Raw genomic sequence first — 15958 nt, 5'->3', positions numbered from 1 at the left:
ACCATTAACCGTGCAGCAGTTGCTGCCAGTTCGACGGCACGCGGTCGACCGGACCGGGTGCGGTCTGGTCGTCGGGGTGGCTTGTCGGCGGAGCCAGCTCCGGGCCGCTGGCCATGGCCGAGTCCGGGAAGCTCCAGAACCAGTCCTCGCCGGGTTCGAAGCTCTGGATGTACGGGTGCCCCGTGTCGTCGGCGTGATGCGAAGCGTGTTGGCCGGGGGAGGAGTCGCAACATCCGACGTGTCCGCAGGCGGCGCAGCGTCGAAGATGAAACCACCAGCCGTCGGCGGTGTCGAGGCATTCGACGCAGCCGGTGCCCGACGGCGGGACTGTGGGATCGATGAGGTTCTCAGCCATAATCCGACGCTACGCTCGGGTGGAGACGAGTTCGACCCTCACGCGACTCGACTCTCACATGACTCTCAGAAGGGTCGGGACCAAATCCGACGTGGCTGCTGTTGGAGTAGATGACATCGCAGCCAGCGGTGATCAGAAGGAGGATCAATGTCCCACGACTACCGCAAGAACCCGCAGGCCCTCGAGGCCCTCACCGCGGACCAGTACCGAGTAACCCAGGAAGACGGGACCGAGCCCGCGTTCCACAATGCCTACTGGGACAACCACGAGCCAGGCATCTACGTCGACGTGGTCTCCGGAGCGCCCCTGTTCAGCTCGCTCGACAAGTACGACAGTGGCACCGGATGGCCGAGTTTCACCCGCCCGATCAGCGACGACGCGATCTCGACGCGCACCGACCGATCGCTGTGGATGAAGCGAACCGAGGTCCGCTCGGCGTACGCCGACAGCCATCTCGGCCACCTCTTCGACGACGGACCGCGAGCCGAAGGCGGCAAGAGGTACTGCATGAACTCGGCGTCGCTGCGGTTCATCCCCGTGGCCGAGCTCGACGAGCAGGGTTATGGCGAGTACCGCCGCCTGTTCGAGAACACCGATAGTCCCGACACCACGCAGGAGAACGCATCATGACCAGTGGAAGCAACGACGACGGCCGCATCACCGAGCAGCCCGGCACCGAGACCGCGGTGCTCGCAGGAGGCTGCTTCTGGGGCGTCGAGGATCTGATTCGCCGCCAGCCCGGCGTGCTCGCGACGCGCGTCGGCTACACCGGCGGCAGCAACGACCACCCGACCTACCGAAATCATCCCGGGCACGCCGAGGGGGTGGAGATCGTCTTCGATCCGACGCAGACGAGCTACCGCGACATCCTCGCGTTCTTCTTCCAGATCCACGATCCGACGACGAAGAACCGGCAGGGTAACGACGTCGGTAGCAGCTACCGGTCGGCGATCTTCCCGGTGACGCCCGAGCAGGAGCGCGTCGCGCGTGACACCATCGCCGACGTCGACGCCTCGGGCCTCTGGCCGGGTAAGGCGGTCACCACGATCGAGCCTGCGGGCCCGTTCTGGGAGGCCGAGCCCGAGCACCAGGACTACCTGGTGCGCTACCCCAACGGGTACACCTGCCACTGGCCACGGCCGGACTGGGTGCTCCCACACCGCGACGAGGCGCACGCCTGATCTGATCTGACGGGGAACGGCCCGGTCACCGAGTTACTCGGCGACCGGGCCGTTGTCGTGGGCGGGGCCGCAGAATGTCGCGGAAGGGTGGTCCGGCCGCGCAGGAAGTAGGGGAAGTGTGGTCCGGGGCCGCAGAATCTCGCGGAAGGGCCATCGGGCGGCGCAGAAAGTAGGGGAAGGATTCTTTCCGTGGGTTGTGTACGTTTCCCCGGGTTGTGTCTGGGGAAAAGGTAAAAACCCCGAGGAAAGAACTCTTCCCCGAGTTTCTGCGAGCGGGGTGTGGTGGACCGGGCGCGCCTCGGCGTCGAGAGTCGTGCGGCGTCGACCGATGTTCTGATTCGACGGCGATGCCGACGTCCGGGTCAGCAGAGTCCTGCGGAAGGAACGTCGGGCGCCGCGGAAAGTCGGGGAAATGTGGACCGGCCCTGCAGAATCTCGCGGAAGGGCCGTCGGGCGCTGCAGAATCTCGCGGAAGGGCCGTCGGGCGCTGCAGAATCTCGCGGAAGGGCCTTCGGGCGCTGCAGAATCTCGCGGAAGGGCCTTCGGGCGCTGCAGAATCTCGCGGAAGGACCGTCGGGCGCTGTAGGAAGTGGGGGAAGGGTGGTCGGGCGGCGCAGAGAGTGGGGGAAGGATTCTTTCCGTGGGTTGTGTACGTTTCCCCGGGTTGTGTCTGGGGGAAAGGTAAAAACCCCGAGGAAAGAACTCTTCCCCTAGTTTCTGCCGGTGGGGTGGGGCGGTGGGTCTGGACCGGGCGCGGCGAGGAGCGCGGCGTCGACCGATGACCTGATTCGACAGCGAACTCGACGGCCAGCCCGCAGAATCCCGCGGAAGGTCCGCCCGGCGGCGCAAAATTCCGCGGAACCTTCGCCCCGGCGGCGCAGAGAGTAAGGAATCGAACCCTTCCCCGACTTTCTGCCGGCGGGGGTGGGGGTGGACCGGGCGCGGCAACGGGCACGGCCCGGCCGCCGAGAAACTCGGTGGCCGGGCCGCGTTCGTTCACAGCCGCAGTGGCAATACGACGACTCAGTGCGCCATCGCGGGAGCCTCGTCGCCCTCGGTGACGGGGAGTTTGCCGTTCGGGACGAGCAGCGCGGAGATCACGGCGCCCGCGGCGAACACTGCGGCCGCGACCCAGAAGGCGGTCGTGTACGAGTGCACCGCCGCAAGCTGTTGCAGCGCAGCGGGATTCGCCACCTGGCCAGCGTGCGACGTCGCATACGACGCCGCGGCGCTCGCCGCGATCGTGCTGAGCAGCGCGGTACCCACCGAGCCGCCCACCTGCTGCATGGTGTTGACGGTTGCCGACGCGACGCCCGCGTCTTCGGGCAGCACGCCCGACACCGCGCCCTGCATGGCCGGGGCCATCGACGCGCCGAGTCCGACGCCCATGATCAACAGCGCGGGCAGGACATGAGCCGCGTACGTGCTGGTGTCGGTCAGTTGTGTCAGCAGCACCATGCCCACGGCGGCGATCAGCATGCCGCCCGCCATCAGCCAGCGCGGTCCGAATCGGGGCAGCAGAACACCCGTCGACGTCGTTGCGGTGACGATCAGCATGCCGATCATCGGCAGGAACGCCAAGCCGGTCTGGATCGGGCTGAAGTGCAGATTCACCTGCAGGTAGTAGGTGAGGAACAGGAAGATGCCGAACATTCCGATGCCGACGATGAACACCGCGAGGTACGAGCCGCCACGAGTGCGATCAAGAATCACGCGCAGGGGGAGCAGTGCGTGCGGGGTCCGCGACTGCCACCAGACGAATCCGGCGAGCAACACGGCTCCGACGACCAGCCAGGTGATGGTGGCCCAGTCGGCCCAACCGTTGGTCTCGGCGTTCGAGAAGCCGTAGACGATCGAAAACAGTGCGATCGACACCGTGATCACACCGGGAAGGTCGAGCTTCGGGCGGTGTTCGGTCTTGTGCGCGCCGATGAACAGCACCGCGCCGACGAGCGCGATCGCGGCGATCACGAGATTCACGTAGAGGCACCAGCGCCAGTCGGCCCACTCTGTGAGCATGCCGCCGAGGAGGAGTCCGAGTGCACCGCCACCGCCGGCGATGGCACCGAAGATGCCGAACGCCTTACCGCGCTCGGCCGGGTCGGTGAACGTGGTGGTGAGCAGCGACAGTGCTGCGGGCGCGAGGAGTGCACCAAAGACGCCCTGGCCTGCGCGGGCGACGACGAGCATGTCGAAATTGACTGCGGCGCCACCGATCGCGGACATCACGGCGAATCCGACGAGGCCGACGATGAAGGTGGTCTTACGGCCGAGGAGATCCGACAGTCGCCCGCCGAGGAGCAGCAGGCTGCCGAATGCCAGCGAGTATGCGGTGACGATCCATTGCCGATCGGCGTCGCCGAATCCGAGTGACTCCTGCGCGTGCGGGAGTGCGATGTTCACGATGGTCGCGTCGAGCACCACCATCAACTGTGCGAGGCCGAGTACGCCGAGCACGACCCACCGAAGGCGATGGTGTCGTTCCTCCCGAGACTCCCCGTTCGCCGACAATCCGTCGGCAGTGTCGTAGGTTGTGGTCATCAGTCCTCCAAGTGGCGGAATAGTGGAGAAGACTCCTCCGTTTACGAGGGTGGCAACGAAGCGAATACGGAGATGATTCCTCCGGTTGAGAGAATGTGACGATGACCACACAACAGAGCCCGGTCGCACCGACCGGACGACCCCTGCGCGCCGACGCCGAGCGCAATCGGCGTCGGATCATCGCCGCTGCTCACAAGCTGTTCGCCGAGCGTGGCCTCGACGTCTCACTCGACGACGTCGCGGCAGCGGCCGGTGTGGGTGTGGGGACGGTTTATCGACGATTCGCCAACCGGGACGAGCTGATCGTCGGAGTGTTCGCGGCGCACCTGGAGGAGGTGGCAGAGCAGACCGAGGGAGTCCTCGCGGCGGACAGCGACCCGTGGGCGTCGGTGGTGACGATGGTGTCGACGGTCTGCACGGCAATGGCCGAGGATCGTGGGCTGGCCGCGATCATCATGCAGATCGACCACACGGATCCGACGATCGCGACGGTGAAGGCGCGGATGACGAAGCGGATGGGCGAGGTCTTCGATCGGGCCCACGCCGCCGGTGTGCTGCGCGAAGACATCGTCGAGACGGACATCTTCTCCATCTTCTCGATGGTGTCGTCGTACGCGGATATCACCGAGGCGACGGTCCCCGGAGCGTGGAAGCGCTACCTCCAGCTTCTACTCGACGCCATCCACGCCGCCCCGCCGTCGGAGCCGCTGCGGACCCCGGCGCTGACCGAAGAGCAGATCCACGAGGTGCAGGCGTGCCGCATCGCGTTCCGGCGCGGCGGCGCGTCGAGCTGACGTCGGTCAGAGCATGTGCACCTTGCGGTAGACCGATGCCGCCGCGGGTGTCAGCAGCCCGACCTCGTCGAGAAAGCTCATCAGGTGCGAGCAACTCGTTCGGACCATCGCCTGGAAGTGATGATTTCGTCGCATCTCCGAGACGGCGCGGTACTTGTCGAGCCCCGCGTCGGCGTAGGCCTGCGGTCGGACGAGGCTGGTGAAGATGAACGACGCCGCCACTGCCGTGTAGTACGCGCTGGCGTGGCGACGCACCGGGCCGACGTCGGCCATCGACTCCCGGATCTGCTCCCGCGCGAAGCGCATGTGGCGTGATTCCTCGAGCACGTGGATCTCGTTGACGGTGCGGACCAACGGCAGTACGCGTTCGTCGCTGGTGCAGCCGCGTTGGAATACGTCGAGGATCTCCTCGGCGGCGAGGATGCCGCCATACGCGATCTCGCCCCCGGTGGTGGCCGCAAAGAACTTGCCTCCCTTGCCGATTCGAGGGTGCGGCACATACGACGTCCCGGCGAGTTTTTGCGACGCCTTCGCGAACATCAGCGAGTGCCTGCATTCGTCGGCGATCTCGGTCATGGCGAACCAGTACTCCGGGCGGTGTCGGTCGGCGAGGTACTGATCGCGGAGTACCAACTGCTGCAACAGCATTTCGAACCAGATTCCGATCGACATCACCGACGCCGTCTCGTGTCTGGTGAGCCGCACGCGCTGCTCCTCCGTCATCTCCGCCCAGTAGGAGGTGCCGTACAGCGTCGACCACTCGGGGCTGCAGCCGTAGAGCGTCGGGTCCATCGGAGCGTCCCAGTCGATCTCGACCAGAGCGTTGCGCGACAAGCGTGCCGACGAATCGACGAGTCTCGCCGACACCTCATCGGTGCCGCGGTCGAGCGTGCTGACGTGCGGTGCTGAATCGTCGACGACCTGAACCGACACGTGCGCCTCCTGGTCTCAATGCCATTGGATGATGTAACCGTAACATCCATAAATGGCAAAGTGGAGAGCCGGCGCTGAACGCGCAGTGGTAACTAATTCTTGGGGACGATCAATTTCTCGCTGAGTAACCAGTCGTATGCTACGTCGGCAGGGTCTTCGCCGTCGATGTCGACGCGGCCGTTGAGGTCCTGCATGACGTTGTCGGTGAGACGCTCCGAGATGGTTCCGAGTAGTTCGTTGAGTTGTGGGTAGCGCTTCATGACGTCCTCGCGAACGACGGCGGTTCCGCTGTAGGGCAGGAAGAACTTCTTGTCGTCCTCGAGGACGGCGAGGTCGAGGTTCTTGATCCGGCCGTCGGTGGTGTAGACCATGCCGAAGTTGCACGGCGAGCTCTTGGCCGTCGATGTGTAGACGACGCCGGCGTCCATGCGTGTCACGTTGCCGAGCGGGACCCCGTTCGGGCCGTCGAGCGGCATACCGTACTTCGCCAGCATCGGCTTGAAACCATCTGGGCGGGAGAAGAATTCGTCGTCGACGCAGAAGGTGCGATCAGCGACCGGCAGTTTGGCGACGTCCGAAAGAGACTTCACGTTGAGGCGTTTCGCTGTGGGTGTCGACGCCGCGAACGCGTAGGTGTCGTTGAAGTTGGCGGGAGGCAGCCAGACGAGCTGGTTCTCCTTGAGTTCGATGTCGTGGACCTTCTGCCAGAGTTCCTTCGGGTCGGCGATGGTCTCCGTCTCGTTGTGGTAGTTCACCCATCCGGTTCCGGTGTACTCCCAGAGGATGTCGGCGTCGCCGTTGAGTTGCGCCTGGCGAGACGACGCCGAGCCGGGTGCGCCCGTGAGGTCGGTGACGTCGGCGCCCGCGGCGGCGAGATAGGTTGCGGTGATCTTGCCGAGGATGACGCCCTCGGTGAAGCTCTTCGACGTGACGGTGAGCTTGGCTCCGTCGAGCGGTCGGGAACCGTCGGGGAGCGACGCCTGCTTGAAGGTGCCCGACGAACTGACCAGACCACATCCCGCAAGGCCGATGACGGCGACGACGAGAAGTGTTGCGACGGTGGCGAGTCGTGCTCGCGTGGCGCTCATGCGACGCCCTTCGGTGTAGCGACCAGTTCGAAGACCCGGCCGAGCCAGTCGATGATCATGGCGAGCAGAGCGACGAGTATCGCGCCCGAGATCAACAGCTTGGGCAAGAAGAGCGTGACGCCGGTGGTGATCAGCGTGCCGAGGCTCGTCGCGCCGATGAAGGTACTCAGAGTGGCCGTGCCGACCAGGATCACCAGGGCGGTGCGGACACCGTTGAGGATGACGGGCACGGCCAGCGGGAGTTCGACCTGCACGAGCGTGCGCGCCGCCGAGTATCCGATACCGCGCGACGCCTCGATGGTGCGTTGGTCGACCTGGCGCAACCCGACGATCGTGTTCTGCAGGATCGGCAGGACCGCGTACACGACCAAACCGATGACGGCAGTACGGAATCCGGTGCCGAGCCAGAATGTGAACAACACCAGCAGTCCGACGGCGGGCGCAGCTTGACCGATGTTCGCGATGTTCACCGCGATCGGCGAGAGCCATCGCATCGACGGCCGGGTCAACAGGATTCCCAAGGGAATCGCGATGACGATGACGACGATTGCCGCGACGAGAGTGAGCTCGATGTGGTCGATGATGGTGGACTGCAGAGTGGACCAGCCCAGCGACGCCTGCTCGGTCTCGGTGAATGTCGTCGTCGCATACCAACTGAAATATCCGACGGCCAGCACGATGAAGACGAGTGGCTCGAACCACACGTCGATCGGGAGGTTGCGGAATCGTTGTTTCATGCGCCCGCGTTCTGCTCGGGGTCGTCGGCAGCGATCACCGGCGTCTCGGTGGGGGCGGTTCCCTCGGTGTGACTTTCGTACGAGCCGTCGTCCTCGTCGGGGCGGGCTTCGGAAAGTTGCGTACGGATGATGTCCATGACCGAGGCGATGGTGAGCATGCCGACGACGGCGCCGTGACGATCTGTCACCAGCGTGCCGCCCTGGCTGGCCGCGAGCATGGTGTCGAGGGCGTCGTTGAGCGTCGACGATTCGGCTACGACGGGTAGCCGCGGATCGAGGTAGTCGGAGACCTCCGGCTTGGAGGCGACCTCATCCAGCGACGGCCATGCACGCGGGCGGTCGTGCTTGTCGACGACGACCACCCAACTCTGCCCCGCGGCCCGTGCGCGCGTGATCACCTCTCCGGAACCCTCGCCGACGCGCGCGGTGATCACCGAGTCTTGTTCGACGTCGCGCACGCGCGACAGCGTGAGCTGCGCAAGCGTCGCCCCCGACCCGATGAACTCTTCGACGAAGGGTGAGGCGGGGTTGGCCAGAATCTCCTCGGGCGCCGCGTACTGCTCGACGTGAGCGCCCTGCGACAGGATCAGCACTTTGTCGCCGAGTTTGGTGGCCTCCTCGAAGTCGTGCGTCACGATCACGATGGTCTTGCCGAGTTCGTGTTGGATGGCGATCAGGCTGTCCTGCAACCGGACTCGCGTGATCGGGTCGACCGCGCCGAACGGCTCGTCCATGAGGAGGACCGGCGGATCGGCGGCGAGGGCCCGGGCCACGCCGACACGCTGCTGCTGACCGCCCGACATGTCCTTGGGGAGCCGAGTGGCGAACTGCGCGGGATCGAGTCCGACGAGATCGAGTAGGTACTCGGTGCGTTCGGCGATCCGCTTCTTGTCCCAGCCGAGTACACGGGGGATGGCTCCGATGTTCTTCTCGACGGTCCAGTGTGGGAAGAGGCCGCCCGATTGGATCACGTAGCCGATGGACTGTCGGAGTTTGTCGGGATTCTCCTTGGTGACGTCGCGCTCGTCGATGAAGATCCTGCCGTCGGACGGTTCGATCAGCCGGTTGATCATCTTGAGGGTCGTCGTCTTACCGCAACCCGATGGGCCGACGAAGGCGACGATATGGCCCGCCTCGATGTCGAGGTCGAGGTGTCCCACGGCGGGCTGGTCTTGCCCCCGGAATCGTTTCTCGACGCCGTCGAGTCGGATGGGGGCACCGGTCACCGTTGCCCCGGATGCGCTACCGGCCCCGGGGGCCGGCGTGTTGGCTACGTCGGTCATGACAGTCCTTTGGAGATGGTGAAGCGGCCGAGGAGAACGAGCAGGGCGTCGAAGACCAGAGCGATCAAGACGATGAGAATGGTTCCGGTGAGCGCCATTTGGAGCGCATTCGCGCCACCGAGGCGAGACAACCCGTTGAAGATCAACGATCCGAGGCCGGGTCCGAGGACGTAGGCGACGATCGCGGCGACTCCGACGATCATCTGGGTCGAGACGCGAATCCCGGTCAGGATCACCGGCCACGCGATCGGCAACTCGACGCTCAGCAGAATTCGCCAGCGGGACAATCCGATTCCCTGTGCTGACTCGATCACGCTTGCCGGCACCGAACGCAGCCCGACGATCGCGTTGCCGATCACGGGGAGCGCGGCGAAGAACGCCAGCATGATGAACGACGGCACGACGCCGAGACCGAACGGGACGATCAGCAGGGCGAGAAGCGCGAGTGAGGGGATCGTCAGCGCCACGCGACTCGACGTCAGCGTGAGCGCCGAACCCAACGGGCGTCGGTACACGAGCACCGCGACGATGATCGCGACCACGGTGCCGACGAGAACCGTCTGAAATGCCAGAGATGCGTGCTGATAGGTGAGGAACGTCAGGTTCGCGGCGTGTGCGTGGATATAGTTCCACAAACTGCCCACAGCTATCCCCTCGTCGTGGTGAGCGTTCAGAGAGAATTCAGCCTACAAAGCAACCGCGACTCTTGGGTGATTCCCGCAATTCCGTGTCGGCGTGTACACCTGACAAGCGAGCATGCTGGCCCGCTGACCGGCGCCGACGTCCCTGAGGGCAATCGCCGGACCTCAGTGTCACGTTTTGATCACGGTGAGTAAAAGGGTCGAAATGTGCGCGCACCATCCGAATGCAGCGCGAGGTGATCAGGTCAGGTGTTGGTGCAGGAAAGCGAGTGTCCGGGTCCAACAGTCCCGCTGTGCCGCTGCGATATGGCGCGGATCGCCGCCCCCGATCAGCGAGGCCGACCGGGTGACCGTCGTGGGAATCGCGGGCGGACGGATGAAGTGGCCCACCCGGGGATAGATCAGCAGTTCGTCGTCGGCTGCGTGGATGGCGTGCTCGTCGCTGCGGCGTCGAACTATCTCTTGTGCCATGTCCGCAGCGGGATAGCACTGGTCGTCGGTGCCCGCGGCGACCAACATCGGGCACCCGATCTTCTCCACGGCGATGGTCGCCGCCCGCACAGCCGAATGATCCCGCAGACCTGCGGCGTACGCCACGTGGGTCGACATCGCCATCGACGAGCGTCCGTGAGAGATTTTGCGGCGCAAGAGATTCATGGCGAGTTGTCCGAGTAGACGCTCACTGCGTACGGGGACATACGGCAGGTCGACGCCGCCGTGGGTGAGGGCAGAGACCTTCTCGGGCGGGCCATCGCGGCGGAGTGCCTGGAACACGACGTGGCTGGGAGCCACCGCGACGACCGCGCGTGCCGGGGTCCCCATTGTCACCATCGTCGACAGTGCTGTCTGCACACCTACCGACGATGCGTGTAGCGCGATCCTGTCCTCGTCGACGCAGGGCAGAGCGGCGAAGTATTCGATGCCCGCGGCGATGTTCTCCGTGGCAATTCTGCTGAACGAATCGGGCAACCCCGGGCGCTGAGTGTAGAAGAGGACCGCCGCGACATAGCCGTGAGCGGCGAGCAGCGCGGCCATCGCTGTCACCGACCTGGTGACCATCGTCCCGGGGAACACGATGATTCCCGGCAGAGGGTAGTCAGCTGACTCCGGACGGTAGATCTGTAGCTGCCATCCGTCGCCTCGTCGCTGTTCCACCGTGTGCTCGCGTCCCCACGTACGAGGGACCGTGACCTTGGCGCTGGACGTACCGTCGGATACCGAGACAGTGAAATCCAATGTGCCGTCGCAGGATTCGAAAATATCCGGGGAGCTCGGGTTGTCGACGAGCCGCATGTCCCACCACGGTAGGTCTGGATCGGCGAGTTCTATCCGCCCGTCGTCGCCAAGCCGATGAGTGCCGCGGGACCGCCAGTGCGATCCCGCGGCGTCTACACCATCGACGACGAGTTCGACCTTCTCCGCTGGTGTGTCGAACACGTTGAACCCGATGAGCGAGTCGACGAGTCCGTCCGCCGTGTCAACACTGATTCGCATGAGGATCAGACTCGGTTGCGATTCACGACAACACGTAGGTGGCGAACATTCTCGGAGCGGGACGGATCAGGGTGGCCCTCACGGATTCACCGGGGGAGGCTTTACTGCCGGAGATATCGGTGAATCCGAGAGTGTGGCGCAGGGAGGCTGTGTAATTCACCACGGCGGAGCGGTAGGTGTAGGTGTAGGTGACAGTGACGCCCATGGCCAGAGGGTTCGACGTCCAGGCGCGTACGACAGCCGTTCTGCCCATGCCGAGCGAGGCGGGTGGCGCATCGATCCATCGGAAGTCCATCGAACTACCCGCACCGACGCTGGTATCGGGGAATTGCTTCAGGGTCAACGGCATACCGGTGTTGTTGGTGATCACCAGGACGGCACTTGAACCGCCCTGCGGGATAGGCGTGGCCTCGCTCTTCGCGGCGGTGGCCGTTGTCAGGCCGAGGATCATCGCGGTCACGGCGATCGACATGCCGAGTACCTGGAGCAAGCTTCTGTGAGGTCTCATGGTCCATCCTTCGTCTCTCGTCGTCCGTTGCCACGCGCTGGATACGTGACTCTCTACGGGCGATGTATCTGACCGTAGGAAATCCAGACTCTCGGCATAAGTCCGAAATATGGGGGGTTTACAACCGCGGAAGAGGTGAGTACGTCTAAACCGACGAGAATAGGTGGATTGCGCATCTTTATAAGGTGAATGTGTGTCGAATCGAAGGATGTGTGTGCTGCAGCGCCCACTTCCTTCGATACGACACACATCCTCCGGTGAGCTGGGTGCGTCTTCTCGGATCCTGCCGCGTGGGACGGCGGGCGGCCGGAGCGTCAGGTCGATTGGGCGTGGGAGATCTCGTAGGGTGGCCTCATGGCTGTCAGCCGTCCGGCGAACTCGAGCACAGGTGAGGTCAAACGCGCGCCACGGGCCCGCATGACCGGCGCCCAACGACGCCTGCAACTGATCGAGGTCGCGCGCGGTCTGTTTGCCGAGCGGGGCTTCGAGGGCACATCCATCGAAGAGATCGCCCAGCGTGCCGGGGTGTCGAAACCGATTGTGTACGAGCACTTCGGAGGTAAGGAAGGTCTCTACGCGGTCGTCGTCGACCGTGAGATGGAGACGCTGCTCGAGATGATCACGTCGTCGCTCTCCAAGAACCGCTCGCTGTACCGCATCCAGCAGGTGGCCTTGGCGCTGTTGACCTATATGGAGGAGCGCACCGACGGATTCCGCATCCTCGTGCGCGGCGACAGCGCGTCGTCGAGGGACAACGCGACGTACGGAAGTCTTCTGAACGACGCCATCAGCCAGGTCGAGCACATCCTCGCCGGCGACTTCGAACGACGGGGATTCGACCCAAAGCTGGCCCCGATGTACGCGCAGGCGCTCGTCGGGATGGTGTCGGTGACGGCGCAGTGGTGGCTCGACGTCCGCGAACCGTCGAAAGAGGTTGTCGCGGCCCATCTGGTCAATCTCTGCTGGAACGGACTCACCCGCCTCGACCCCGACCCCGAACTCGTCGGGCCGGATTACGTCGAGCACAAAGCGCGAACGGTTGGCGACGCGACACCTGTCCCGGCGTCGGCTGAGGGGTCGGGGACTCCCGAGGCTTTGGAGTCCTCTGACGCGTCGGTGCCATCTGATTCGGTGGAGTCCCCCTGATCGGCTGAGGTCTGCTGCGGGCGAGGCCTGAACACGCCGAACTGATCTATCACGTGCGAATGACGCTGCGCGTGGCGCAAGTTGGCGCCGACGGTCTGGCGTGCTGGAATCAGCCGGTGTTCGGACTTCTCACACCGTGTCGCCACACGATGCCCGACGACCTCTTCACACAGTGGCAGGCGCACCTGTGTGGCTTATGTCTGTCGTTGCGTGACGGACACGGCCATCCCAGTCGGCTGACGACCAATACCGATGCGGCTACGGTGTCAATTCTTGTTGCGGCACAGCGCAATACGATGCCGTCGACGACGCGTGCCGGCCGCTGTCCGCTGCGTGGAATGAAGTCGGCCGAGGTCGTCGCGATCGGTGATCCGGGACTGCGACTGGCCACCGGGGTCTCGTTGACGCTTGCCGCAGGCAAGGCTGCCGACATCGTCGAAGAACAGCGGTCCGGGCTGGCGCCGCCGTCGCGGGTGCGTCGCGTTGTCGCAGGAGGGGTTTCCGCGGCATTGCGACGTCACGCCGTCGATGACGGCCATGTGGCCCGCCTGCTCGACGTCGACTCCATGCTCGCTCGGCTGTCGGGGCAGGCCCAGGTTGAATCGAGGTCGACGGACCTCGACGATCTGCTTCGCGCGTCCTCGGAGTCGGCGGCCCGTGTGTTCGCGGCTACGGCCGACATCGCGGGTGCTCCCGACAATCGCGAGCATCTCGAGGCCATAGGTGCCGATTTCGGTCGGCTCGCGCACCTGATCGATGCGATCGACGATCTCCCACAGGATCGCGAACAGGGGGAATTCAATCCGCTCGACGCATCGGGGACCACCATCGACGATGCCCGTGCGGAATGTCGGCTCCTCGTTCGGGCGATTGTGCGTCGCTACGCCAAGCTCGAACTGGTCGACGACAAATTGCTGCGTGCCGTCCTGGTCGACGGGCTGCGTCATGCGGTGCGTCAGCGCATGCCGCGCCGTAGCTCATGTGCCGTACACCGACCTTCGGCTACCGAGCCGTCACTTCCCGAACCACTACTTCCGGAACAGCCGTCAGTTCCCGAACAGATGCCGCCGCCCGGATACCCGGAAGGGTGGCCGTTCCCGCCGCCGTTCAGTCCGGATCGGTCTTTCTACGAGCGTCTACTGCCGTTTCTGGGCAACTCGTGTTGCGGGCCCGCATGCTGTACCGACCACTGGAATCATTGCTCGGACACGTGGAAACCCGCGTTGTGCGACTGTGGCGATTGCTGTGACTGCGACGACTGCTGCGATTGCGGAGATTGTTGCGATTGCGGCGACTGCTGTAGCTGTAACTGACCACCGCGCTGGTGAGGGGTCCCCCTCAGGCAAGCACCAGCGACCGCTTGGCCAGGCCCATCCAGAACCCGTCGATGACCTGGTCGGCCTGTTGCTCGGGATCGTCGCTGGCGCCCAGTGCGACGAAGAGCGGCGCGAAATGCTCAATAGTGGGGTGGGCGTAGGGCATTCCCGGGGCGGTCCGTCGAAAATCGATCAGGGACTCGACGTCGCCGGCGGCGAAACGTTCGTGCGCCCAGGCGTCGAACTCCGACGACCAGCTCGGCGGCGCGGCGTCGGGGGAGGGGTCGGTCAGATACGGCAGCCCGTGCGTGGTGAAACCCGATCCGATGATGAGCACTCCCTCGTCGCGCAGCGGTGCGAGTCGACGGCCGAGGTTCAGCAATTGTGCGGGGTCGAGTGTGGGAAGCGAGATCTGGAGCACCGGAATGTCGGCGTCGGGGTACATGACCGTCAACGGCACGTATGCGCCGTGGTCGAGGCGACGGTGCTGGTCACGCGCGATTGCGGTGCCGTCGGGCATCATCGCCGCGACTCTCGCCGCGAGATCGGGAGCACCGGGCGACCAGTAGGTGGTGCGATAGAAGCGCTCGGGGAATCCCCAGAAGTCGTAGGTCAGGGGCGTGGCTGGGTCGGTCGAACCGATCGTCAGCGGCGCGGCCTCCCAGTGCGCCGACACCACCAGGATCGCCGAGGGACGGTCGAGTGTGGTGGACAGCTCAGTGAGCTGGGAGACCCAGCGTTCGCTGTCGACGAGTGGTGGGGCGCCATGACTCAGGAACAGCGTCGGCTGGCGGGTGGGTTCGGGGGCTGACATGCGAACATCGTATCAAGCGGACCGCAGTCCGGTTAAGCTTCGGGTGCAGACGTTGCGGCATCGTTGTCGGGAGCAATGCTGTCGGCAGCATCGTTCTCGGGGCCTTCTGGCACGTGGCCAAGCGCCAACGGCTCGCCGACGGGCGACGTCGACGTGCCCGGTTCACCGATCTTGGCCGCGATGACCCCGACGACAATCAAGACGCCGCCGACGATCTGGAGCGCCGCCGGGACCTGATCGAGCAGGATCGCGGCCCATACGACCGCGGCCAAGACCTCGACAAGCGCGAACATCGAGGCGAGCCGCGCTCCGAGTCTGCGCGCGGCACCGATTCCGGTGAGGTATGCGGTCGCTGCGGTGACGAGCGCGAGAGCAGCCGGCACCGTCCATGCCGGTGCGTCGAATCCGGCGAAGTGGACCGTCGGGTCGCCGATCGTCATCGGTAGTGCATGCACGAGGCCGAGTACTCCGAGAAGTGTTGCCGCAAAGACCATTCCGCTCGCCGCGAGCACGGACGGCGGCAGTGAATCGTTCTCCTTGGCCGAAATGATGAAGTAGCCGGCGGCGCCGAGCATTGCGCCAGACGCCCACAGCGCACCGATGGGGCTCACCGAGGTGCCGCCGACGAGGTCGAGGACTCCGACCAATCCGACGCCGCTCACCGCAATACCTGCGAGCGCCCACCGCGACGGCCGCTGGCGGTGGATCGCCCACATCCACGCGACCACCACTACGGGGGCGGTGTACTCGATGAGTAGGGCCGGTCCGACGTCCATGTGCTCGATGGCGGAGAAGTAGCAGAACTGCGCGACGGCCATGCCGAGGAATCCGTAGAGCGCGATCGTCCTGCCGTGGTCGCGAATCAGTGTCCACGCAGTCGACCATCGCAGCGCCGAGACACCGCCGAGGTCGCGAATGGCGAACGGCAGCAACGCGAGACCGCCGATGCCGATGCGGATCGCGACGACAGCGCCCGCGCTCCACCCCGCGGCCATCAGCGGCGTGCCGAGCGCGCCCGACAGCCCGAAGCTCGTTGCCGACACCAGGGCCAGGATCAGGCCCGCGCGTCTGCGAGCGGCCACCTCCGCCGGCGTGCGGTCATGGGTCACCGACGTCATGGGTAATGA

The 15958-nt window shown here is 65.1% G+C and carries 16 protein-coding genes; 5 read left to right on the top strand and 11 right to left on the bottom strand.

Annotated features, from left to right (window positions below):
• Positions 1 to 4: 4 nt before the first annotated feature.
• On the bottom strand, positions 5 to 355 hold the full coding sequence (locus ABW18_RS15090; protein WP_049699767.1) for a UBP-type zinc finger domain-containing protein: 351 nt from the start codon (positions 353 to 355) through the stop codon (positions 5 to 7).
• Between the two features lie 147 nt (positions 356 to 502).
• Between ABW18_RS15090 and msrB the strand changes: the two genes are divergently transcribed.
• A complete protein-coding gene (msrB, locus tag ABW18_RS15085) occupies positions 503 to 985 on the top strand; it encodes a peptide-methionine (R)-S-oxide reductase MsrB (RefSeq protein ID WP_049699766.1) in 483 nt (160 codons plus the stop codon).
• Positions 982 to 1536: a peptide-methionine (S)-S-oxide reductase MsrA gene (gene msrA / locus ABW18_RS15080; protein ID WP_049699765.1), complete on the top strand. Its 555-nt coding sequence runs from the start codon at positions 982 to 984 to the stop codon at positions 1534 to 1536. The genes msrB and msrA overlap by 4 nt, the downstream gene beginning before the upstream one ends.
• A 1023-nt stretch (positions 1537 to 2559) precedes the next feature.
• Here msrA and ABW18_RS15075 read toward each other — a convergent pair.
• A complete protein-coding gene (locus tag ABW18_RS15075) occupies positions 2560 to 4077 on the bottom strand; it encodes a DHA2 family efflux MFS transporter permease subunit (RefSeq protein WP_049699764.1) in 1518 nt (505 codons plus the stop codon).
• Positions 4078 to 4178: 101 nt separating this feature from the next.
• Between ABW18_RS15075 and ABW18_RS15070 the strand changes: the two genes are divergently transcribed.
• On the top strand, positions 4179 to 4871 hold the full coding sequence (locus tag ABW18_RS15070) for a TetR/AcrR family transcriptional regulator (protein ID WP_049699763.1): 693 nt from the start codon (positions 4179 to 4181) through the stop codon (positions 4869 to 4871).
• Between the two features lie 6 nt (positions 4872 to 4877).
• Here ABW18_RS15070 and ABW18_RS15065 read toward each other — a convergent pair whose 3' ends face one another.
• The 7 genes from ABW18_RS15065 to ABW18_RS15035 all read right to left on the bottom strand — a co-directional run bounded on the left by ABW18_RS15065 (position 4878) and on the right by ABW18_RS15035 (position 11555).
• Positions 4878 to 5804, bottom strand: coding sequence for an AurF N-oxygenase family protein (locus tag ABW18_RS15065; protein ID WP_049699762.1), 927 nt, complete (start codon positions 5802 to 5804; stop codon positions 4878 to 4880).
• A 92-nt stretch (positions 5805 to 5896) separates the two neighbouring features.
• Positions 5897 to 6892 carry a glycine betaine ABC transporter substrate-binding protein gene (locus tag ABW18_RS15060; RefSeq protein ID WP_049699761.1) on the bottom strand — a complete coding sequence of 332 codons (996 nt, stop codon included), beginning with the start codon at positions 6890 to 6892 and terminating at the stop codon, positions 5897 to 5899.
• Entirely contained in the window at positions 6889 to 7629 is a 741-nt protein-coding gene (locus ABW18_RS15055; RefSeq protein ID WP_005207242.1) for an ABC transporter permease, read from the bottom strand. The genes ABW18_RS15060 and ABW18_RS15055 overlap by 4 nt, the downstream gene beginning before the upstream one ends.
• Complete coding sequence (locus tag ABW18_RS15050) at positions 7626 to 8912, bottom strand: ABC transporter ATP-binding protein (protein ID WP_049699760.1); 1287 nt, start codon at positions 8910 to 8912, stop codon at positions 7626 to 7628. The genes ABW18_RS15055 and ABW18_RS15050 overlap by 4 nt, the downstream gene beginning before the upstream one ends.
• Complete coding sequence (locus tag ABW18_RS15045) at positions 8909 to 9556, bottom strand: ABC transporter permease (protein ID WP_049699759.1); 648 nt, start codon at positions 9554 to 9556, stop codon at positions 8909 to 8911. Before ABW18_RS15045 ends, ABW18_RS15050 begins: the two co-directional genes overlap by 4 nt.
• A gap of 237 nt (positions 9557 to 9793) precedes the next feature.
• On the bottom strand, positions 9794 to 11047 hold the full coding sequence (locus ABW18_RS15040) for an acyl-CoA thioester hydrolase/BAAT C-terminal domain-containing protein (RefSeq protein WP_049699758.1): 1254 nt from the start codon (positions 11045 to 11047) through the stop codon (positions 9794 to 9796).
• A gap of 22 nt (positions 11048 to 11069) precedes the next feature.
• Positions 11070 to 11555, bottom strand: coding sequence for a hypothetical protein (locus ABW18_RS15035; RefSeq protein WP_152930095.1), 486 nt, complete (start codon positions 11553 to 11555; stop codon positions 11070 to 11072).
• 354 nt (positions 11556 to 11909) lie between these two features.
• On the opposite strand from ABW18_RS15035, the gene ABW18_RS15030 reads away from it, so the two are divergent.
• Together ABW18_RS15030 and ABW18_RS22485 are read left to right on the top strand one after the other, a co-directional pair.
• A complete protein-coding gene (locus tag ABW18_RS15030) occupies positions 11910 to 12701 on the top strand; it encodes a TetR/AcrR family transcriptional regulator (protein WP_049699756.1) in 792 nt (263 codons plus the stop codon).
• Positions 12702 to 12817: 116 nt separating this feature from the next.
• Positions 12818 to 14014, top strand: a complete 1197-nt coding sequence (locus ABW18_RS22485) for a DUF5685 family protein (RefSeq protein ID WP_082946577.1) — start codon at positions 12818 to 12820, stop codon at positions 14012 to 14014.
• A gap of 25 nt (positions 14015 to 14039) precedes the next feature.
• Here ABW18_RS22485 and ABW18_RS15020 read toward each other — a convergent pair whose 3' ends face one another.
• A complete protein-coding gene (locus tag ABW18_RS15020; RefSeq protein ID WP_049699754.1) occupies positions 14040 to 14831 on the bottom strand; it encodes a dioxygenase family protein in 792 nt (263 codons plus the stop codon).
• A 32-nt stretch (positions 14832 to 14863) separates the two neighbouring features.
• A complete protein-coding gene (locus ABW18_RS15015; RefSeq protein WP_049699753.1) occupies positions 14864 to 15949 on the bottom strand; it encodes an EamA family transporter in 1086 nt (361 codons plus the stop codon).
• Between the last annotated feature and the right edge of the window lie 9 nt (positions 15950 to 15958).

Origin of the sequence: Gordonia jacobaea, from assembly GCF_001186365.1 — a bacterium.
Taxonomy (GTDB): domain Bacteria; phylum Actinomycetota; class Actinomycetes; order Mycobacteriales; family Mycobacteriaceae; genus Gordonia; species Gordonia jacobaea.
This window is presented reverse-complemented; position numbering and strand designations above follow the sequence as displayed.